18 protein-coding genes are annotated in these 21,048 nt (G+C 61.9%); 9 read left to right on the forward strand and 9 right to left on the reverse strand.

Annotated elements, in window-relative coordinates:
* Together ACAX43_RS21190 and ACAX43_RS21195 are read left to right on the forward strand one after the other, a co-directional pair.
* A complete protein-coding gene (locus ACAX43_RS21190; protein WP_370710380.1) occupies positions 1–594 on the forward strand; it encodes a tetratricopeptide repeat protein in 594 nt (197 codons plus the stop codon).
* A gap of 16 nt (positions 595–610) precedes the next feature.
* Entirely contained in the window at positions 611–982 is a 372-nt protein-coding gene (locus ACAX43_RS21195; RefSeq protein ID WP_370710381.1) for a hypothetical protein, read from the forward strand.
* Positions 983–1,379: 397 nt separating this feature from the next.
* Here ACAX43_RS21195 and ACAX43_RS21200 read toward each other — a convergent pair whose 3' ends face one another.
* The 3 genes from ACAX43_RS21200 to zwf all read right to left on the reverse strand — a co-directional run bounded on the left by ACAX43_RS21200 (position 1,380) and on the right by zwf (position 5,668).
* Positions 1,380–3,296 (reverse strand): bifunctional transcriptional regulator/glucokinase, encoded by a 1,917-nt coding sequence (locus ACAX43_RS21200; RefSeq protein ID WP_370710382.1) that lies wholly within the window; start codon positions 3,294–3,296, stop codon positions 1,380–1,382.
* Positions 3,274–3,996 carry a 6-phosphogluconolactonase gene (gene pgl, locus ACAX43_RS21205; protein ID WP_370710383.1) on the reverse strand — a complete coding sequence of 241 codons (723 nt, stop codon included), beginning with the start codon at positions 3,994–3,996 and terminating at the stop codon, positions 3,274–3,276. The genes ACAX43_RS21200 and pgl overlap by 23 nt, the downstream gene beginning before the upstream one ends.
* Positions 3,997–4,204: 208 nt before the next feature.
* Positions 4,205–5,668: a glucose-6-phosphate dehydrogenase gene (zwf, locus tag ACAX43_RS21210; RefSeq protein WP_370710384.1), complete on the reverse strand. Its 1,464-nt coding sequence runs from the start codon at positions 5,666–5,668 to the stop codon at positions 4,205–4,207.
* A gap of 530 nt (positions 5,669–6,198) precedes the next feature.
* On the opposite strand from zwf, the gene ACAX43_RS21215 reads away from it, so the two are divergent.
* The 4 genes from ACAX43_RS21215 (at position 6,199) to ACAX43_RS21230 (ending at position 10,641) form a co-directional block, all read left to right on the forward strand.
* Positions 6,199–7,446: an ABC transporter substrate-binding protein gene (locus ACAX43_RS21215; RefSeq protein WP_370710385.1), complete on the forward strand. Its 1,248-nt coding sequence runs from the start codon at positions 6,199–6,201 to the stop codon at positions 7,444–7,446.
* 197 nt (positions 7,447–7,643) lie between these two features.
* Positions 7,644–8,585 (forward strand): carbohydrate ABC transporter permease, encoded by a 942-nt coding sequence (locus ACAX43_RS21220; protein ID WP_370710386.1) that lies wholly within the window; start codon positions 7,644–7,646, stop codon positions 8,583–8,585.
* The gene (locus tag ACAX43_RS21225; RefSeq protein ID WP_370710387.1) at positions 8,575–9,432 is read left to right on the forward strand and encodes a carbohydrate ABC transporter permease; all 858 of its coding nucleotides are present in this window, start codon (positions 8,575–8,577) and stop codon (positions 9,430–9,432) included. Before ACAX43_RS21220 ends, ACAX43_RS21225 begins: the two co-directional genes overlap by 11 nt.
* A gap of 93 nt (positions 9,433–9,525) precedes the next feature.
* Positions 9,526–10,641 (forward strand): ABC transporter ATP-binding protein, encoded by a 1,116-nt coding sequence (locus ACAX43_RS21230; RefSeq protein ID WP_370710388.1) that lies wholly within the window; start codon positions 9,526–9,528, stop codon positions 10,639–10,641.
* Between the two features lie 88 nt (positions 10,642–10,729).
* Here ACAX43_RS21230 and ACAX43_RS21235 read toward each other — a convergent pair whose 3' ends face one another.
* The 5 genes from ACAX43_RS21235 to trxB all read right to left on the reverse strand — a co-directional run bounded on the left by ACAX43_RS21235 (position 10,730) and on the right by trxB (position 15,193).
* Entirely contained in the window at positions 10,730–11,647 is a 918-nt protein-coding gene (locus tag ACAX43_RS21235; RefSeq protein WP_370710389.1) for a LysR family transcriptional regulator, read from the reverse strand.
* A gap of 127 nt (positions 11,648–11,774) precedes the next feature.
* On the reverse strand, positions 11,775–12,434 hold the full coding sequence (locus ACAX43_RS21240) for a glutathione S-transferase family protein (protein WP_370710390.1): 660 nt from the start codon (positions 12,432–12,434) through the stop codon (positions 11,775–11,777).
* A 216-nt stretch (positions 12,435–12,650) separates the two neighbouring features.
* Positions 12,651–13,271: a trimeric intracellular cation channel family protein gene (locus tag ACAX43_RS21245; protein ID WP_370710627.1), complete on the reverse strand. Its 621-nt coding sequence runs from the start codon at positions 13,269–13,271 to the stop codon at positions 12,651–12,653.
* Positions 13,272–13,284: 13 nt separating this feature from the next.
* Positions 13,285–14,043 (reverse strand): Smr/MutS family protein, encoded by a 759-nt coding sequence (locus tag ACAX43_RS21250; protein ID WP_370710391.1) that lies wholly within the window; start codon positions 14,041–14,043, stop codon positions 13,285–13,287.
* 151 nt (positions 14,044–14,194) lie between these two features.
* Positions 14,195–15,193, reverse strand: a complete 999-nt coding sequence (gene trxB / locus ACAX43_RS21255) for a thioredoxin-disulfide reductase (protein ID WP_370710392.1) — start codon at positions 15,191–15,193, stop codon at positions 14,195–14,197.
* Between the two features lie 334 nt (positions 15,194–15,527).
* Here trxB and ACAX43_RS21260 point away from each other — a divergent pair, with 334 nt between their 5' ends.
* Positions 15,528–17,843 carry a DNA translocase FtsK gene (locus ACAX43_RS21260; protein ID WP_370710393.1) on the forward strand — a complete coding sequence of 772 codons (2,316 nt, stop codon included), beginning with the start codon at positions 15,528–15,530 and terminating at the stop codon, positions 17,841–17,843.
* A 191-nt stretch (positions 17,844–18,034) separates the two neighbouring features.
* Positions 18,035–18,778 carry an outer membrane lipoprotein chaperone LolA gene (gene lolA / locus ACAX43_RS21265; protein WP_370710394.1) on the forward strand — a complete coding sequence of 248 codons (744 nt, stop codon included), beginning with the start codon at positions 18,035–18,037 and terminating at the stop codon, positions 18,776–18,778.
* 150 nt (positions 18,779–18,928) lie between these two features.
* Here the strand turns inward: lolA and ACAX43_RS21270 are convergent, their stop codons facing one another.
* Positions 18,929–19,849 carry a LysR family transcriptional regulator gene (locus tag ACAX43_RS21270; RefSeq protein ID WP_370710395.1) on the reverse strand — a complete coding sequence of 307 codons (921 nt, stop codon included), beginning with the start codon at positions 19,847–19,849 and terminating at the stop codon, positions 18,929–18,931.
* Positions 19,850–20,017: 168 nt separating this feature from the next.
* On the opposite strand from ACAX43_RS21270, the gene speB reads away from it, so the two are divergent.
* A complete protein-coding gene (gene speB / locus ACAX43_RS21275) occupies positions 20,018–21,007 on the forward strand; it encodes an agmatinase (RefSeq protein ID WP_370710396.1) in 990 nt (329 codons plus the stop codon).
* Positions 21,008–21,048 lie beyond the last annotated feature (41 nt).

Genomic DNA, 21,048 nt, shown 5'->3' on the forward strand with positions numbered 1-21,048 from the left:
ATGACGTCAGGATTCGAGGGTGCGGCGGTCTCGCCGATGTGTGATGATGCGGAAATTGCAGCAATTGCCCAGGTACTGAAAGATCAGGGTGAACCGCCTTTGCAGCGCCTTGCCGATGCGCTGCAACTTTGGCCAGAGGACTACCGACTCTGGTTTCTGCGCGGATCGGTCAACACGAGCGAGCAACGTAACGACGAGGCGCGTGCCGATTTCACTGAAACACTACGACTGGCTCCTACATTCAGCATCGCGACGTTCATGCTGGGTTTTCTTGAGCTGGTGAGTGGCCACGTCGACAAGGCAGTGCAAACCTGGAAGGGGCTCGACAACCTCGCTGATGATGACGCGTTGCGCGCCATCAGGAACGGACTGCTGGATCTGTGCGATGACCGCTTCGATGTCGCCTACGAAGCATTGCGACGTGGCATGGCGCTCAACATCGCGCACCCGATTTTGAACCGGTATGTGCGGGCTGTAGTAGATCGCGTCGGAAGCCGATGCTCGGCCCGCGCCGAACTTGAATCCAGTCCTTCAAATCATGAAGGAAGTCATCTTTTGCTGACCAGCTATCTGGGCAGCAACACGCGTCATTGATCGTTGTATAGCAGCCATGGATTCCGTTTCAACACTCAATCAGGTCATGGGGCTTCTGCGACAGCAGCTTGCCGAACGCAACCGGTCAACGGAACGTGCGTCACCGCAGAAAGACGCATCTACTCGCGTGTCCCGGCCCGATCCAGATTCGCCGGGCACGCGCGAAATGCTTGCTGCACGTGTCGGAACATTGCGCACGGGCGGCATTGGTGATCCGGCGCGGCTGTCGCGAAGCGTGATCGAGTGGTTGCTCGCACGCGAGTTCGGCGCTTCGATCATCAACGATCCGGAGTTCCAGCAGATGGTCGATCAGGTAAATGAATCCATCCTGGGCGACGCGGAAGGTGCCGCGAGCATGAAACAGCTGCTGTTTCGCGCAGCAACATGACCGTTGTGTCTGTCGGGTGAATTGGGCTCCCTTACGGAGACGGCGACCCTGTGCACAGTTGCACAGGGCACAGGGTGGCGCGCGCCTACCAGGGAACCCTCTGCTTTTTTCTCCGGCTGTTCATCGTATCGTGCCTTTCGCTGCTCCCTCTCGTACTATGCCGGTGAGGACGGCACGAACATCGGACAGCCCAACCTCGAACAACCCGAAGATCGACACCTGCCCAGATTCGTCAAGCCCCACGAACTGTTCCGCGACCTCCTCGATGCGTAACAGACTCGCGAGCGCGAGCAACCTGTCAACGCCTATTACTCCGGCGTCGAGGCAAGCAGATCAGGAAAAGATCAACGCCGCAGGCACACCCCCCAGTAACGCGGCGCGACCCAATCCCCAAAAATCAATCACGCGGCGAAGAAGCCGCCCCATGACTCAACCAATCCAGCACAGCGCTGGCATCATCATCAGCGCCCTGTCGCGCCTTAACGACGGCCTCTGCCACATCCGCGCTAGGCATGGCGCGCCGAATCGCCACACCAACTGCCAGAATATCGATCATCACCAGATGCAAGATCCGCGAAATCATCGACAACTGCGACTCGCGAATCTCGATGTGATCGGTCTCCAAAGCAACCGTAGCCCGCTTGGCCAACGGCGTATTGCTGGACGTAATGGCAATCACCTTGGCCCCCGCCTGCATGGCGACATCCAGCACGCGCAGTAGCTCGGGCGCACGTCCCGACTTGGACACGGCAACAATCACATCACCCTTGCCGAGCAACGCCGCAGACGCCGCCTGCATATACAGATCGCCGTAGGCAATCGTCGGAATGCCAAACCGGAAGAACTTGTAATGCGCATCCTGCGCGACGATGTTCGAATTGCCGAGCCCGTAAAACTCGATCCGACGCGCGCCGTTCAACAGATCGATCGCCCGCTCGACCTGGTCGAAATTCAAATGCTCGCGTAACTGCAAAATCGCGGACACCGTGTTGTCGAGTACCTTCGCACCGAAGTCCGTCGCGGTATCGCCCAGATGCACCTGGCTATGACTCACCGGAATCGTGCCGGTCAAACCCGTCGCGAGCTTCAGCTTGAAATCCGACAAGCCCTGGCAGCCGAGCGAGCGGCAAAAGCGGATCACAGTCGGCTGACTCACATCGGCCTTGCGCGCAATATCCACAATCGGATCGTTGATGATCGAGCGCGGATGGTTCAACGCGAGATCGGCCACGCGGCGCTCGGCCGGCGTCAACGCATCACGCATCTGGCGAATCCGCTCGAACACGGCCGATGAACTGCCGCCGGCCCGGTTCGACAACTGCTCCGCGAGAATCGCAGAAACTCCCAGAAACGCCGGGTATTCAGCGGTAATCACGTAGGTCGGCACGCTCTGCAAGTACGCCTCGAAGCGGCCCTTCGCCTCGAACCGTTTGCGAAACGACGAGCGTACGAAAAATTCGCCAAGGCGCGGCACGACGCCGCCGCCAATATAGATCCCGCCCAGCGCGCCGAGTGTCACCGCGATATTGCCCGCGAACGTGCCGAGAATTCCGCAGAACACATCGACGGATTCGGCCGCCAGCGGCTCGCCTTCCAGCGCGCGCTTGACGATGTCCACGGTGTCGACGTTCGCCACCACGCGCTTCTTGTCGCGGGCGGCCAGCGCACGGTAAATCACTTCGATGCCGGGGCCCGCGGCCACGCGTTCGAACGAGACGTGCGACCACTTCTTGCGTGCGTATTGCAGCACGAGGTCTTCGCGTTCGTCGGCCGGCGCGAAGGTGGCGTGGCCGCCTTCGCTGCCGAGCGCGATCCAGCGGTCGTCGGCGGGAATCAGGCCGGACACGCCCATGCCCGTGCCCGGGCCGAGCAGGCCGATCACGCTATTCGGACGGCGCGCGCCGCCGCCCACCTGCACGCGCTGCGCGTCGGTCAGCCCGGGCAGCGCCATGGCCAGCGCGGTGAAGTCGTTCACGACCAGCAGCGTGTCGAAGCCGAGCGCCCGGCGCGTGGCTTCGATCGAAAAACTCCAGTCGTGGTTGGTCATGCTCACCTGATCGCCGTCGACCGGGTTCGCAATCGCAATGGCCGCATGATTCACGCGGCCGATCTTGGTGTCTTTCAGGTACTTCTTGATGACTTCGGCAACGCCCGGATAGTCGGCGCACGGATAGACCTGCACCGAGCCAATCTCGCCTGGGCTGTATTCGAGCGCGAAACGCGCATTGGTGCCGCCGATGTCGGCGAGCAGCCTCGGTCCATCGGCGTGCTGGCCCGCGCCCGGAACAGCCTTAGTTTGCACACCAGTAGACATCGAGTCTCACTCCTTTGTCATTTGCCAACTGCGAGATGGCATTTTTTTGTAGCGAAGCGGCGGCGGCATTCAGCACGTCGAGCTTGCGCGGTCCAGCGATCAGCAAAAACAGGTGCTTCACTTCTTTCAAGGCGGACAGCGACCAGCTCACGCGCGCATGCGGCGCGCTGCCCGGATGCACGGCGACGAAGCGGTCGGCGGTGCTAATCGCGTGGTCCCATTCGGGCGCATCCGCGAAAATCGACGCGGTGTGGCCGTCTTCGCCCATGCCGAGAATCGCGACGTCCGGCACGCCGCTAAAGCGGGGGTCGGCGTTCAGCGCGGCGACGTGCGCGTTCAGGTCCTGGGTGGTGTCGACCAGCGGCCAGAAAGCGGCGTTCTTCGAGGCGTTCTGCAACAGCGTGTCGTGCACGAGTTGCGAATTGCTCGCGCTGTCCGTTTCCGGCACCCAGCGGTCGTCGACCAGCGTCACGGCAATGCGCGCCCAGTCGAAGGATTGCGTGGACAACGTCTGCAGGAACGGACGCGGACTGGTGCCGCCGGACACGGCAAGCATTGCAGGGCGCACGCCATGGGTGGGCGTGCCGGCGGCGGACGCAGCCGCCTGTGCGGCGAGCGACGCATGTAACGCGTCGCCAACCGCTTTCGCCAACGCGTCGGATTGGGCGCGTTGATCGTTGAAAGCGTGAAGCTCGATCACTTCTCCTCCGTGCTGCATTCTTGTTAGATCTGCGGAATGTGCCGTACTGCTCTCACGCGATGCCTGCAAGCTGGGTGACTAGCAGGTGCCTTCGTGATACCGGCGCCATTCCGTTCCGTTCGTCGGTGGGTCTTGCGGGCGCCGTGCTGTGCTTCGACCGGGATCGCGATCAGGATCTGGCAAGGTACAGCGCCGTGATTCAGTTGATTCAATTCTCTTCTTCGAGCCAGCAGGTGTCGTGCTGCGCCAACATCGCACTCGCCGCGGCCGGTCCCCACGTGCCGGATGCGTACGGCTTGGGCGGCTTGTTCGACGCTGCCCATTCGTTGAGGATCGGTTCGACCCAGCGCCATGCCGCTTCCTGCTCGTCGCGCCGCACAAACAGCGCGAGCCGGCCGTTGATCACGTCGAGCAGAAGGCGCTGATACGCTTCCATCTGCCCTTCGCGGAAGAACTGGTCGAACGCGAGGTCGAGGTGGACGCTGGCGAGGTTCATGCCTTCGCCCGGCTGCTTCGCGAGACAGTAGAGGCGAATGGTCTCGTTCGGCTGCAAACGGATCACGAGACGGTTAGCCCCGGCGCGCAATGCGGACGCGCCCAGTGCCGAATGCGGCACCGCACGAAAATTCACCACGATCTCAGCGACGCGGTCCGCCAGGCGCTTGCCGGTGCGCAGGAAGAACGGCACGCCGGCCCAGCGCCAGTTTTCAATTTCCACCTTCACTGCAACGAAGGTTTCGGTCGTGCTGTTCTGCTTCACGCCCGGCTCGGTAGCATACGCCGGCACCGCGCTGCCGCGGATCACGCCCGCATGATACTGGCCGCGCACCGCAACCTTGCCGATATCGCGCGAATCGATCGGCTTCAGCGCGCGCAGCACGCGCAGCTTTTCGTCACGTACCGAGTCGGAATCCATCGAATGCGGCGGCTCCATCGCCACGATGGAAAGCAGTTGCAGCAAATGGTTCTGCACCATGTCGCGCAATGCGCCGGTGTTGTCGTAGAAGTCGCCGCGCGCTTCAACGCCGAGTTCTTCGGCAATCGTGATCTGGATGCTCTCGACCCATTCGCGGCGCCACAGCGGCTCGAACAGCGCATTGCCGAAACGCAGCGCGAGCAGGTTCTGCACCGGCTCCTTACCGAGGTAGTGGTCGATGCGGTAGATCTGTTCTTCGGCGAAGATTTCGCCGACTGCATCATTAATTGCGTTCGACGACTTCAGGTCGTAGCCGAGCGGCTTTTCGAGCACGATGCGCGAGTTTTCGTTGAGCCCCACCGACGCCAGCGCGCGGCAGATCGGCACGAACAGCGACGGCCCCGTGGCGAGATAGAACACCCGGATGCCGGGCAGACCGCTCACGGCGTCGCGCAGCAGGGCGAAGTCTTCGGGGTTGCCGAGATCGATCTTCACGAACTCGATACGGTCGAGGAAGCTCGCCCATGCGGCCTCATCCACACCCTTCTTCGACACGTGTGGCTTGACGTGCTCATTGACCCATTCGAGGTAGCCGGCACGATCAGCCACATGCCGCGCCACCGCAACGATCTTGCCGCTGTCGGCCAGCATGCCGCCTGCACGGTGCGCTTCAAACAGTGCCGGCAGGATCTTGCGCATCGACAGATCGCCGGTTCCGCCGAAGAGAACGAAGGTGAAACTTGAATCGGTTTGCATGAGTCTCCGTCGATATCCTGAGGCCGCCGTGGGGATCGGGAAGGGCGACCGTAGTCCGATAAAATAATTTTTGACACTGAATTGTAGTTTAACTACAATCCAAATCAAGAGGTAGCGCTAATTCGATGAAAAAAGCGTGCGAAGTCATGCAAGATGCGCGTTTTCCCGAATCGGCAGGCGTCCCTGCATGTTAACGGACATTGCGTGCGAGCACGCGCCAGCATGGCCCCGGCAGCCTTTACGGAAAGCCGGAAAGCTGAACTGGCGTCAGGGTTAACGTGCGAGGCACCTCGAGTCTGCCGCGCGCGACGCGGGCAGGCAAAAATCAAAAGAGGAGACAGTCAGTTGCATCCCGAACCACTCATCTCTTGAGCTTCCAGCGGCCGAATGGCGGTCCGCCGGCGCATGCGTGATGCATGCGCCCGACCGTGCTCGATCGCCCAGTGTTTTGCCTGTTTGAACCAACCACAGCACCCTGGCGACATCAGGGGTCATTTGTTTTTTGTTCAGGTGTCTGGAGGAGATAAGCAATGAAATTTCGCGCGATCATGGGCGCTTTGTGCGCCGCGGGTCTGATGTGTGGCGTGTCGGCAGTCCAAGCGGCCGAATCGATCGAGGTGTTGCACTGGTGGACTTCGGGCGGCGAATCGAAAGCCGTCGGCGTCCTCAAGGACGACATGACGAAGCAGGGTTACACGTGGAAGGACTTCGCGGTTGCGGGCGGCGCGGGTGCGGCTGCCATGACGGCACTCAAGACGCAGGTGATCTCGGGCAACGCGCCGAGCGCCGCGCAGATCAAGGGTCCGCTGATCCAGGACTGGGCGTCGCAAGGCGTGCTGGTGCCGATCGACTCGGCCGCGGGCGACTGGAAGAAGAACCTGCCGCCGGAAATCGACAAGATCATGCACGCGGACGGTCACTATGTGGCAGCACCGTTCTCGGTGCACCGCGTGAACTGGCTGTACATCAACAAGGCCGCACTGGACAAGGCAGGCGGCAAGGCGCCGACCACGTGGCCTGAGTTCTTCGCCGTGGCCGACAAGATGAAGGCCGCGGGCATCCAGCCGATCGCGATGGGTGGTCAGCCGTGGCAAGACCTGACGCTGTGGGAAGACGTCGTGCTGTCGCAAGGCGCCGATTTCTACAAGAAGGCACTCGTCGACCTCGACGAGAAGACCCTGACCTCGGACAAGATGGTCGGCGTGTTCGACACGGTTCGCAAGATCCAGGGTTATTTCGACGCGGGCCGCACGGGCCGTGACTGGAACCTGGCAACGGCGATGGTCATCAACGGCAAGGCCGGCATGCAGTTCATGGGCGACTGGGCGAAGGGCGAGTTCGCCAACGCCGGCAAGAAGTCGGGCACGGACTACATCTGTGCTGCGGTTCCGGGCACGGAAAAGGCCTACACGTTCAACGTCGACTCGTTCGTGTTCTTCCAGCAGAAGGGCCAAAAGGCCGCAACGCCGGGTCAATTGGCACTCGCCAAGACGATCATGTCGCCGGACTTCCAGGAGCAGTTCAGCCTGTACAAGGGCTCGATCCCGGTTCGTCTGGGCGTGTCCATGGCCAAGTTCGACGACTGCGCGAAGAAGTCGTACGCGGATGAACAGGTGGCGATCAAGTCCGGCGGCTACGTGCCTTCGCTGGCACACGGCATGGCGCAACCGGATGCAGCAGCCGGTGCGATCTCGGACGTGGTCACGAAGTTCATGAACTCGCAGGAAGATTCGAAGACCGCGGTTGCCGCGCTCGCGAAGGCAGCGAAGACCAAGTAAGTGATCTAAGCGAAGTAGCGCGCCTGGCTTTTCTCATCATGGGTGCCGGGCGCGCCCTTCCGATTGCTGGCAGTCGTTGCGTTACTTTGGGCGAGAGATTTCACCCCTGGTTTCATGGAGTCACACCTATGCCGTTCCGGCCTTGCGTTTTTCATGCGTGAGCGCCCCGGCGGTACAGTTTCAGCAGGAGTCGAGTAGTGACTGCTTCTATCAGCGGAAACGGGAAAAAAACGGCCTCCGTGACCCGCCGCACCTCGCCGATGGCGGCCCTTGCCGATCGCTGGATTCCGAAGCTGGTGCTCGCACCCAGCGTCGTGATCAGCCTCATCTTCGTGTATGGATTTATTGCGGTTACCGGCTATCTGTCGCTGTCCAATTCGCGACTGATGCCACGTTATGATTTTGTCGGCCTCGATCGTTATCGCGAGTTGTTCGATAACGATGTCTTCTGGACGTCGGCTGCGAACCTCGGCTGGTTCGGCATCCCGTTCATCGGCATCTGTATCGGCCTCGGTCTGTTCCTTGCCATCCTGCTCGATCAGCAGATCCGCAACGAAGGCGCACTGCGCGCCGTGTTCCTGTACCCCATGGCGCTCTCGTTCATCGTGACGGGTACGGCGTGGCAATGGATCATGACGCCGAGCGTCGGCCTTGAGAAAGTTTTCCACGACTGGGGCTGGACGAGCTTTTCGTTCAGCTGGCTCGGCGACCCCAACAAGGCGATTTTCTGCGTCGTGATCGCAGCCGTGTGGCAATCCACCGGCTTCGTGATGGCGCTGTTCCTCGCGGGCCTGCGCGGTGTCGATGGTGAAATCTTCAAGGCCGCGCAGATGGACGGTGCAGGCTTGCCCACCATCTATCGCAAGATCGTGATTCCAAGCATGCGCCCGGTGTTCTTCTCCGTGCTGCTGATTCTTTGCCACATCACGATCAAGACCTTCGACCTGGTCGTCGCGTTGACCGCGGGCGGTCCGGGCACGTCTTCGTCGCTGCCGGCTATTTTCATGTACACGTTTTCGTTCAATCGCGGGCAGCTGGGCGTCGGCGCGGCATCGTCGATGATGATGCTCGCCACCGTCGTGGCCGTGCTCGTGCCGCTGATGTATCTGGAATCGAGGAGCACCCGCAATGCAGCCTAAGATGACGATCAGCCGTGCCGTCATTTATGCGGCCTTGATCCTGTTCGCCCTGTATTTCCTGTTTCCGCTGTACGTGATGTTGTCGACGTCGTTCAAGGACATCGATCAGCTGCGCTCGGGCAACCTGCTGACGCCGCCGACTCACTGGACCGTCGACCCGTGGATCAAGGCATGGAGCGGTGCCTGTACGGGGGTGCGATGCGACGGCATGCAACCGTTCTTCATGAACTCGGTGCGGATGGTGATTCCGGCTGTGCTGATCTCGTCGATCATCGGCGCGTTCAACGGTTATGTACTCACGCACTGGCGTTTCCGCGGCGCGGATCCGATCTTCACGATGATCCTGGTCGGCTGTTTCATTCCGTTCCAGGCGATCCTGCTGCCGATGGCACGCTTCGAAGGCATGCTCGGTTTGTCGAACACGACGACCGGTCTGGTGGTGGTGCACGTGATCTACGGTATCGCCTTCACGACGATGTTCTTCCGCAACTTCTACGTGAGTATTCCGGCTGAACTCGTGAAGGCCGCACGGATCGACGGCGCAGGTTTCTTCACGATCTTCACGAAGATTCTGATGCCGGTGTCGCTGCCGATTTTCATGGTGTGCCTGATCTGGCAATTCACGCAGATCTGGAATGACTTCCTGTTCGGGATTGTGTTCTCCGGCGTCGATTCGATGCCGATCACGGTGGCGCTGAACAACCTCGTGAACACCTCGACCGGCGTGAAGGAATACAACGTGGACATGGCCGGCGCGATCATCGCCGCCTTGCCGACCTTGCTCGTCTACATCGTCGCCGGACGCTATTTCGTGCGCGGCCTGACGGCGGGCGCAGTCAAGGGCTAAACCATCCGAGCGCGGCGGGGCTTCCATCAGGAAATGCCGCCGTCATCCGACAAGACGTTTTCAAGCCGTACCAGAGACAAGAGGAATCACAGCATGGCAAGCCTTTCCATCCGTGACGTGTACAAGACCTACCCGAACGGGGTACCGGTTCTGAAGGGTGTCAACATCGACATCGAAGACGGCCAGTTCCTGATTCTCGTCGGCGGCTCGGGCTGCGGGAAATCGACGCTGCTCAACATGATCGCCGGCCTCGAAACCGTGACCAAGGGCGAGATCCAGATCGACGGCAAGACGGTGAATAACCTGTCGCCGAAAGATCGCGACATCGCGATGGTGTTCCAGTCGTACGCGCTGTATCCGTCCATGACGGTGCGCGAGAACATCTCGTTCGGCCTGGGTATCCGCAAGGTGCCGAAGCAGGAGCAGGCGCAGATTGTCGATCGCGTGTCGAATACGCTGCAGATCACGCACCTGCTGGACCGCAAGCCGGGTCAGCTGTCCGGCGGCCAGCGTCAGCGCGTGGCAATGGGCCGTGCGCTCGCGCGCGATCCGGTGATGTTCCTGTTCGACGAACCGCTGTCGAACCTCGACGCGAAGCTGCGCATCGAAATGCGCTCGGAAATCAAGCTGCTGCATCAACGCCTCGGCACGACGATCGTCTACGTGACGCATGATCAGATCGAAGCAATGACACTCGGCGACCGCATCGCGGTGATGAAAGACGGCATTGTCCAGCAGTTCGGTGCACCGCAAGACATCTATGATTCGCCGTCGAATCTGTTCGTGGCCGGCTTCATCGGCGCACCGCCGATGAACTTCATTCAGGGCAAGCTGGTGGAGCAGGGCTCGGGCGTGGGTATCGAACTGGATACGGGTGTCGCACGCGCGGTGTTGAACCTGCCGTTCGACTCGGCGAAGGTGAAATCGCATGTGGGCCGTGAAGTGATTCTGGGCCTGCGTCCGGAGCGGATTACCGACGCGCGCGGCGCACATGGCGACAATGTGACGTTGCAGCCGATCGAAGTGAAGGTCGACGTGATCGAGCCGACGGGTCCGGACACGTTGGTGTTCGCGCAGGTCAACGGCAAGCGCATCGTGAGCCGCGTGCACCCGGCGTCGAATCCGCAGCCGTTGATGAATTCGACGCTGTTGTTCGATGCGTCGAAGGCCGTGTTGTTCGATCCGGCGAATGAAGATCGGATCGCCTGAAGACCGGTTTCTCGCCGAGCGATCCTTGTTGAAGAAAGCCCCATGCGTTGCAAGACGCATGGGGCTTTTTACTATTGGCGCGGCGGCGTCAAGCGTCCGCGTTGCGCAGATCCGGATTGCTTCGCGCCAGTTCGGTGACCCACTCGGTGAATGCACGAAGCCGTGAACTCAAATTGCGGCGATGCGCGTACAGGATCGAAAGCGGCGTGGCCGGGCTCGTGTAGGTCGTGAGGATTTCCTTGAGCGCGCCTTGCTCGATCAGATCGGCGACCATGAAGCGCGACGGCTGGATGATGCCGTGGCCGAGCGTGCCCGCGCCAATGTAGACCGTACCGTCGTTCACCGCGAGCACGCTTTTCATCGCAACCTTGACGATCTCCCCGTCCACCTCGTATTCGAACGGGAAAGTCTTGCCGCTGCGCGCGGAAACATAGTTGACCGCGCGATGCTCGCTGAGGTCGCCGAGCGTGGTCGGCGTGCCGTATTTCTCCAGATAAGCGGGCGACGCGCAGGTCACGATCCGCGCCTGGCCGATAGGCCGCGCGACGAGACTCGACTCTTCCGGCGTGCCCATGCGGATCACGCAATCCACCCCGTCCTGAATCAGATCGATATTGCGATCCGCCAGCCCGAGCCGCACGTCGATCTCCGGGTATTGCCGGTAGAAATCGTCGAGCGCGGGAAGCAGTAGCGCGCGGGCGAGCGTGCCGGAGGTATCGACGCGGATCGTGCCGCTCGGATTTTCGCGTTTGCTGGAAAGTGCCGATTCGGCATCGGCGACTTCGGCGAGGATGCGCACGCAACGTTCGTAGAACAGCGCACCGTCTTCGGTGACGCTGACTTGCCGTGTCGAACGGTTCAGCAGCCGTACGCCGACGTGTTCTTCGAGTGCCTGAATGGTGCGGCTGACTTTGGCGCGGGGCAGGTCGAGCGACTCGGATACCTTGGTGAAGCTGTTTGCTTCGACCACGCGCGTGAATATCTCCATCGCTTCGAAGCGGTCCATGTTTTTCCCTTATTGCAAATTGGCGGAAACTGGTTTTCGAAGGAAGTGTATAGGTCGGCAGAATTATTTTGGCAAGCGCGTGGACCCCCGCGCCGGCGTGTCGGCCGGCGCGGATGGACCGGGACGTTTAATCGCGGTCGGGCGCACCGAGCGGAAAGAAATGGCGGTAGGGGCGTGCTTCGTCGACTGCGCGCGCAAATGACGGCCGCGCCAGCAGCCGTTGCCGGTAGGCGATCACGTTGGGGAACGATGGGGCGATGCGATGTGTCCAGTCGGCGTAGAACAGGAAGGGTGCCGCGCCGCAATCGGCGAGGCTGAAGGTATCGCCGGCGGCCCATTTGCGATTGGCCATGATTTTGTCGAGCCAGCCGTAGGCGGTGTCGAGCATCGTGCGCGCTTCGGCGACACCGCGTGGATCGCGCTCTGCCTCGGGCCGCAGGCTGTCGAAAACGATCTTTTGCTGGGGCGTCGAGATGTAGTTGTCGAAGAAGCGATCCATGCTGCGGATCTCCATGGCGGCGCGGGCATCCCCGGGCAGTAGCGCGATAGGCCCGGGATGGTAAAGGCCGAGGTGTTCGATGATGACGGTCGCCTCCGTTACGATGCGGCCGGCGTCGACGAGGAGGGGGAAGCGCTTTATCGGCCATAGTGCGGCGAACTCCGCCATGATTTCCGGATTGTCGTGCGACAAAACGCGGAATTCAAACGCGGTGCCGCCTTCGTACAATGCGATAAGAACTTTTTGTGAGTATGACGAGAAAGGGTGGGCGTAGAGCGTAAGTGCCATTGTGTTCACCTTTGGTTTAGAGAGGGCTGCCTGCGGCGCAGCACCGGCGCTCGGGCCGGTTTACAGACGACGAATGAGAGTGGTGAGAATCGACATCTCGTGAACTCGCCCTCTTTTCTCTGGGTATGCAAATCAAATGTCAGGATATCCCTCGGTGCCGCCGGTGCATCGGAAGGCTGATTCAAGGCGCGCGCCACCTGTTGCCGCGCGACGCGCTCAATGCGGCAAGCGCACGTCCAGCCTGAAGGTCACCAGCCTGGCAAGCAGGATAAAAGCGGTGGCGATCAACACGCTGTAAACCGTATCGACGTTCATGTAGTCCAGCAGTACATACAACCAGCACCCTGCAAAAGCACACGTCGCGTACGGCTTCGAATCGCGCAAAATCAAGGGCACTTCGTTGCACAGCACGTCACGAATCACGCCGCCGAATACGCCTGCCAACACCCCCATCATGACCGACGTGAACCACGGCATCTGGGCGTCGTGCGCGATCGATGTGCCTGAAATGCTGAACAAGCCCAGCCCCACCGCATCGGCCGCCAGCAAGACCCGCTCGGAGAGCAGGCGCGAAGTCATCTTCAACAGCGTCGGCGCAAACAACGACATCACGAAGATCGCGACCAGATAAGCCTGATGCTCGACCCAGTAGAAGGGGCGCCGCTCGAGCAGCACGTCGCGCAGCGTGCCGCCGCCGAATGCCGTTGCAACAGCCACGAGGAAGGTGCCCACCGCGTCGAGCCGTCGGCTCCTTGCTTCGATGAATCCGGAGATCGCGTACGCGAAAATAGCCAGCGCCTCCATGATGGTCAGCGCCAGCGTCAGCCTCGGATGGATCACCGGAACTCCGTCAGGATTTGGCGTGAGCCGGCAATGCGCCCGGCTGCAACAGCACGACCACCGCACCCGCGCCGCCATCATGCGGGCGTGCCTGGCAGAACGCGATGACCTCGGACTTCTGCACGAGCCACGCCCGCACTTTGCCTTTCAACACGGGTTCCTTGCCGATCGATCCGAGGCCCTTGCCGTGAATCACGCGTAAGCAGCGCAAACCGCGTTTGACCGATTCACGAATGAACTCGGCCAGCGCTTCGCGCGCTTCCTCGCGGCGCATGCCGTGCAGATCGATTTGCGACTGCACGATCCAATCGCCGCGCCGCAGTTTTCGTACGACTTCCTGACTCACGCCGGGCCGGCAATAGGAGAGCGTTTCATCGGTTTCGAGCAGCACCTCGGGATCGAACTCATCGGAGATCGCTTCGTGCAGTACGGCTTCTTCGTCGAGTTTGGTTTGCACCGGCAGAGGTGGCGGGGGATTGCGCGGCAGGGTGGCGCGCGGTGGGACCGCCAGCGGTGCAATCGCACCGATCTCACGGCGAAACAGATCGGCGTCCGCGGAAGCTTCGCGCTGCGCCGCCGCTGCTGCCGCGCGTTCGTGCTCACGCCGTTGCGTATCGACCTTTAACGCGTCACGCAATGCACCCAGGCCGGCGAGACCCGCGGCTGCTTCGATCTTCGGTTTGACGACGGGCGCGGCCGGCTCGGACGCGGGTTTGGCAACGGCGCGCGCGCGCTTCGGTTCGCTAGGGTGGGGCTGATTCTTCGGCATATCGGTAGTACACGCAGAAAAGTAGATCGATCGCGCGACGCGGGTTGCGGCGTTGAAAAGCGGACGCAAAAAAGGCCGCCGGCTTGTCAGCCGCGGCCTTCCATCAGGCAAGCGGCCGGGCCACGCCCAGCCGCTATCTTACCGTTGCGGATTAACGCTCGGCTTCCGCGCTCATTACGTGCTCACCAATCTCCTCGACGGTTTCCAGATAGCGTTGCGCGTCGAGCGCGGCCATGCAGCCCGTGCCCGCGCTGGTGATCGCCTGACGATAAACGTGATCCTGCACGTCGCCCGCTGCGAACACGCCCGGCACGTTGGTTGCCGTTGCAAAGCCGTTCAGACCGCCCTTGGTGATGATGTAGCCGTTCTTCATCTCCAGCTGGCCTTCGAAAATTTGCGTGTTCGGCAGGTGGCCGATCGCGACGAAGATGCCTTGCAGCGCGATATCCGAGGTTTCGCCGGTTTGCGTATGCTTGATGCGCATGCCGGTTACGCCGGATTGGTCGCCGGTCACTTCGTCGAGCGTGTGGTTCCACTTGATCTCGACCACGCCTTCCTTTTCCTTCGCCAGCAAACGGTCGATCAGGATCGGCTCGGCGCGGAACTTGTCGCGGCGATGGATCACGGTCACCTTCCTGGCGATGCCGGAAAGATAGAGGGCTTCCTCGACTGCGGTATTGCCGCCGCCGATCACGGCCACATGTTGTTGCTTATAGAAGAAGCCGTCGCAGGTGGCGCAAGCCGACACGCCTTTGCCCATGAAGGCCTCTTCAGACTTCAGGCCGAGGTATTGCGCCGAGGCGCCGGTCGAAATGATCAGCGAATCGCACGTGTATTCGCCCGAGTCGCCGATCAGGCGGATCGGTTTTTCATCCAGCCTGGCCGTATGGATATGGTCGAAGATGATTTCGGTGTTGAAGCGCTCGGCGTGCTCCAGGAAGCGCCCCATCAGTTCCGGGCCTTGCACGCCTTGGGCGTCCGCCGGCCAGTTTTCGACGTCGGTCGTGGTCATCAGCTGGCCGCCTTGGGCGAGACCCGTGACGAGCACCGGTGACAGGTTGGCGCGTGCCGCGTAGACCGCTGCCGTGTAGCCGGCGGGACCGGAACCGAGAATGAGAACCTTGGCGTGTTTCGTGGAAGTTGCGGGCATGATCGATCCTTTTACGGCGCCCGGCTCGCCCCTGCGAGGCCGCGCGATTTGAGCTGAAACTACAGATGGGTATCAGAGCGGCATTATAAAGGGCGGCACGCCGGCCTGCTCCATGAAGCTTTCTGATCGCGGCGATAGCATTGCCGCAGGTCCAGACGGGCTTTCGTCAAGCCGATCGGCTAAGTTACCGTCATTTACAGCCTCGCATCCGGCACTGCGTTTACAATAGGCCGGATCGATGGACCCGGCAGCCGGGAACGGGTCTGGAGCCGCCCTAGGCGCCGCTTCGGGCCGCGACTCTGGCCGCAAATCGGCCCCACAAGCAACAGGATCAATGGCAAAAGCTCCCTATTCCGCGAGCGCGCAGGCATTGCCGCACCGCATGTCGCGCCTTTTCACCGAAATCCGCTGGATCTTGCAGGTGGCGCTCGGCGTCTTCCTGCTCATGGCGCTCGTCAGCTACAGCAGGCACGATCCGAGCTGGACGCACGCCGCGCAGGTCGACCGCATCGGCAACTGGGCGGGCCGCGTCGGCGCATGGACGTCCGACATCTTGCTGCTGCTGTTCGGCCTGTCGGCCTACTGGTGGATCGTGCTGCTCGGCCGCCGTATCTCCGCCAATTACCGCCGTATTACCCGTCACGAGGAACTGCCCGACGATGCGCCGCGCGATGTCAGCTGGCTTGCGGACGCGTTCGCGTTCATGCTGGTGTTGCTTGCCTGCGACGGTATCGAAGCGCTGCGCATGTGGTCGCTCAACGTGCAGTTGCCGCGCGCGCCGGGCGGCGTGATCGGCGAAGCGGTCGCGCGTGGGGTGTCGCATGCGCTGGGCTTCACGGGGGGCACCTTGGCCCTGCTGATCGTGCTGGGCATCGGTTTGTCGCTGTATTTCCGTTTTTCGTGGCTGTCGGTATCGGAAAAGGTCGGTGAGTCGATCATTTCGGCGGTGACTTTCGCCAAACTGCGCCGCGAGGCAGGCCGCGACCGTAAATTGGGCGAAGCCGCCGCAGTGAAGCGTGAAGGCAAGGTCGAGAAGGGCCGCGTGCGGATCGAGGAGCACGAGCCGGTCATGATCGTGCCGCCGGTCGTCACGCCCGCCAAATCGGAGCGTGTCGAGAAAGAGCGGCAAGTGCCGTTGTTCACCGATCTGCCGGGCGATTCCACCTTGCCGCCGATCTCGCTGCTCGACGCGGCGCCGGTCGCGCAGGAAACCATTTCCGCCGACACGCTCGAATTCACCTCGCGTCTGATCGAAAAGAAGCTCAAGGACTTCGGCGTCGACGTCAGTGTGGTCGCCGCGTATCCGGGCCCGGTCGTCACGCGTTACGAGATCGAGCCGGCCACCGGCGTGAAGGGCAGTCAGATCGTGGGTCTGGCGAAGGACCTGGCGCGTTCGCTGTCGCTGGTGTCGATTCGCGTGGTCGAGACGATTCCCGGCAAGAATTTCATGGCGCTGGAGTTGCCGAACCAACGTCGTCAGACCGTGAGCCTCTCGGAGATTCTCGGCTCGGCAGTCTACGCGGACGCGGCTTCACCGTTGACCATGGGCCTCGGCAAGGACATCGGCGGCAAGCCGGTGTGCGCCGACCTCGCGAAAATGCCGCACTTGCTGGTCGCCGGTACGACCGGTTCGGGCAAGTCGGTGGGGATCAACGCGATGATCCTGTCGCTGCTCTACAAGGCGAGCGCCGACCAGGTCCGCATGATTCTGATCGATCCGAAGATGCTCGAAATGAGCGTCTACGAAGGCATTCCGCATTTGCTGTGTCCGGTGGTGACGGATATGCGCCAGGCGGGTCACGCATTGAACTGGGCGGTCGCCGAAATGGAGCGCCGCTACAAGCTGATGAGCAAGCTCGGCGTGCGTAACCTCGCCGGCTACAACAACAAGATCGACGAAGCCACCAAGCGTGAAGAGAAGCTGCCGAATCCATTCAGCCTGACGCCGGACGATCCGGAACCGCTCTCGCGCCTGCCTAACATCGTCGTCGTGATCGACGAACTGGCCGACTTGATGATGGTGGTGGGCAAGAAGGTCGAGGAGCTGATCGCGCGGATCGCGCAGAAGGCGCGTGCGGCCGGCATCCATCTGATTCTGGCAACGCAGCGTCCGTCGGTGGACGTCATTACCGGCCTGATCAAGGCCAACGTGCCGACGCGGATGGCCTTCCAGGTGTCGTCGAAGATCGACTCGCGCACCATTCTCGACCAGCAGGGCGCGGAATCGCTGCTCGGCATGGGCGACATGCTGTATCTGCCGCCTGGCAGCGGTTTGCCGGTGCGTGTGCACGGCGCGTTCGTGTCGGACGAGGAAGTGCATCGCGTCGTCGACAAGCTCAAGGAGCAGGGCGAGCCGAACTATGTCGAGGGCATTCTCGAAGGCGGCGTGACGGGCGAGGGCGATGAAGGCTCCGCGGGCGCCGGCGGAACCGGTTCGGGCGACGGCGAGTCGGACCCGTTATACGACCAGGCGGTCGACGTGGTGCTGAAGAACCGCCGCGCGTCGATCTCGCTGGTGCAGCGGCATTTGCGCATCGGCTACAACCGCGCGGCGCGCTTGCTCGAGCAGATGGAGAACTCGGGTGTGGTGTCGTCGATGTCGTCGAACGGCAATCGCGAAATTCTCGCCCCGGCGCGGGAAGCGGAATAGGCCGTGCGGCTTATTCCGCCAAACCCGTGGTGAAGTGCGCGGCGCATAAGCCCTGTTTAAGCCCACGTGCTTAAGCTGTTAGCAAGGACTGAGGGCATGCGCATGAGGCCAGCCGCGCCGGTCCAACGGCCGCTGCCCCGAAAGGTCCGCCGCCACGACCGCTCAACAGATCAATCAAGGGAGAAAACACTATGCAGCTATTCGCGCACCAGCACGCTCGGCCACGTGCTCAATCAGGTCGTTTTGGCCAACTCGCCCGGACGATCGTGCGTAGCGTCGGCAGCGTGGCGATCGGCACGTCGATGCTCTTCGCATCGCAGGCATTCGCGAGCGGCACTGAGCAACTGAAGGCATTTGTCGCGCAAGTCCACTCGGCGCGCGGCACGTTCGTGCAGCAGGAAGTGCGTGCGCCAAGCAAGGCGCAGGGTGCAAGCGGTGCGAACGGCGGTGTGTTGTCCACGGGCGGGAACAAAGGCGGCACATCGAGCGGCACCTTCACGTTCGCGCGCCCCGGCAAGTTCATCTGGCAATACGAGAAGCCTTATGCACAGCTGTTGCAAGCCGACGGCGACAAGCTCTACGTATACGACAAGGATCTCAACCAGGTCACGGTGCGTAGCCTCGGCGGCGCGCTCGGCGCGAGCCCGGCGGCGATCCTGTTCGGCAGCAACGATCTGGACAAGAACTTCACGCTGCGTGATGCGGGTGTAAAGGCCGGCATCGACTGGCTCGAACTCACGCCCAAGGCGAAAGACACGCAGTTTCAGCGCGTGGGCATCGGCTTTAAGGACGGCAATCTCGAAGCGATGGAGTTGCACGACGTGTTCGGCAACGTGACGCTGCTGACGTTCTCGAACATTCAGAAGAACCCGCCGCTGCCGGCTGACGCGTTCAAGTTCACGGTGCCGAAGGGCGCGGATGTGATCAACGGTTAAACCGGCGGTTGAAGTGCGCTGATCGGCAGAAGGCTGCGCATCTGGCGCGGCCTTTTTTATTGCGGATAGATTGCAGACCGCCAGTTCGCGCGCGCGGGACGCACTATTGGTCCGCTTCCAGAAATTGCGCCGGTTGCTCGGAAGCGCCGTTCATTCATCCACGTCCAGCACCTGCACCGGATGCGCGGCCTTCATATCGTCGATAAACGCTTCGACGATATCCGTTCGATGCTGCCGCGCGCGCGTGACCATATGAAACGCGACGCGGTAGCGCATCTGTGCCGGATTCAACGCGGCCAACAAGCCCTGCTTGACGAACGGCGCCGCGAAATGCCCCGGCAAATAGCCGAGGTGATGCCCGGACAGCACCAGCATTGCAACCGCTTCCATGTTGTCCGCGACGGCGGTGACGTTTTGCGGCGTGGTCGAACTTTCGGCTTCGGGCAGCGGATAGCTGCGCCACGCCCATTCATGCAGCGCGGCCTCGGCGGGCGACACGTCGCCCGCCTGAGCGAACAAAGGGTGCCCCTTCGCGCAATAAGCAAACTGATCTTCGGCGAACACCTCGGTGTATTCGAGCGACGGCACCCGATGCCAGAAATAACCGATGCCGATCTGAATCCGCCCGTTCAGCAGCAGTTCTTCCAGCTCGCCTGGCGAGCGCACGAGAATCGAAAACCGCACCGACTGATCGCGCGCCCGAAACAGGCCGATTGCATTGCTGATACGCGCGCTCGCCGATACCGGCGTGTGGCCGATCATGCCGATATCCAGCGTGCCGACCAGCTTGCGGCCGACATTACGCGCCTGCATGCCGAAGGTATCGACGGCTGACAGCAGCGCGCGGGCCGCGTCGATGAACTGCTCGCCGCGCGCGGTCAGACTGAAGCCGCCGCGGCCGCGCTCGCACAGCCGGTAGCCGAGGCGCGTTTCCAGCGTGGCGAGTTGCGTGCTGATGGTCGACTGGCCGACGTTGAGCGTCGCCTGGGCTGGCGAGACGCCGCCGGCGTCGACGATGGCGAGGAATACGCGGATCAGGCGCAGGTCGAGATCGGTGAGTTGGGAGAACATACGTCAGGATACATCGCTACGGATCAATGTGAAGTTTATTCTGTTCGTATTTTAACTTGAGGGAAACTGCTCAAGAATCGAGATTCGCCCGGCAAGGTGCGCTTTTTATCAGTCCCCTCGGCCGGTAGCACGGATTTGCCTACTGCCCCTTTTCATTGCCGAGACACGATGAATACCTCCTCCTTCATTTCCCCCGAGGCCGGCGAGCGGCCGCAGCCGCTTTCCGGCAACGCGATGCCCCGCTGCGGCGGCATCGCGACCATGATGCGTCTGCCGAACGTCGGCTCGGCCGAAGGCTTCGACGCCTGCTTCGTCGGCGTGCCGTTCGATCTCGGCACCTCGAATCGCACCGGCGCGCGTTTCGGGCCGCGCCAGATTCGCAGCGAATCGGTGCTGCTGCGCCCGTACAACATGGCCACGCGCGCCGCGCCGTTCGATTCGCTGCGCGTGGCCGATCTCGGCGACGTCGCGATCAATCCGTACAACCTGCACGATTCGATCAAACGCATCGAAACCGCTTACGACGAAATCCTCCAGCACGATTGCAAGCCGATCACGCTCGGCGGCGACCACACGATCGCGCTGCCGATCCTGCGCGCGATTCATCGCAAGCACGGCAAGGTCGGCCTGATTCACGTCGACGCGCACGCCGACGTCAACGACACGATGATGGGCGAGAAGATCGCGCACGGCACGCCGTTCCGCCGCGCGGTGGAAGAGGGCTTGCTCGACTGCGACCGCGTCGTGCAGATCGGTCTGCGCGGCACGGGTTACGCGGCCGAAGACTTCGACTGGTGCCGCGATCAGGGCTTCGAAGTCGTGCAGGCGGAAGCGTGCTGGAACCAGTCGCTCGTGCCGCTGATGGCGCGCGTGCGCGAACGGATGGGCGACGGTCCGGTGTACATCACGTTCGATATCGACGGTATCGATCCGGCGTTTGCGCCGGGTACGGGCACACCGGAAATCGCGGGTTTGACGGTGCCGCAGGCGCTGGAGATCATTCGCGGCTCGCATGGATTGAACATCGTTGGTTGCGATCTGGTTGAGGTCGCGCCGCCGTACGATCCGTTCGGCACGACCGCCTTGCTCGGCGCGAATCTCGCGTTCGAATTGCTGTGTGTGTTGCCGGGCGTCGAGTATCGGGCTTCTACCCGTTGATTTGACTCAGGTCGATGACGCATGAAGGGAAAAGGCCTGCA

The sequence above is a fragment of the Paraburkholderia sp. IW21 genome (assembly GCF_041321145.1).
Classification (GTDB): Bacteria; Pseudomonadota; Gammaproteobacteria; order Burkholderiales; family Burkholderiaceae; genus Paraburkholderia.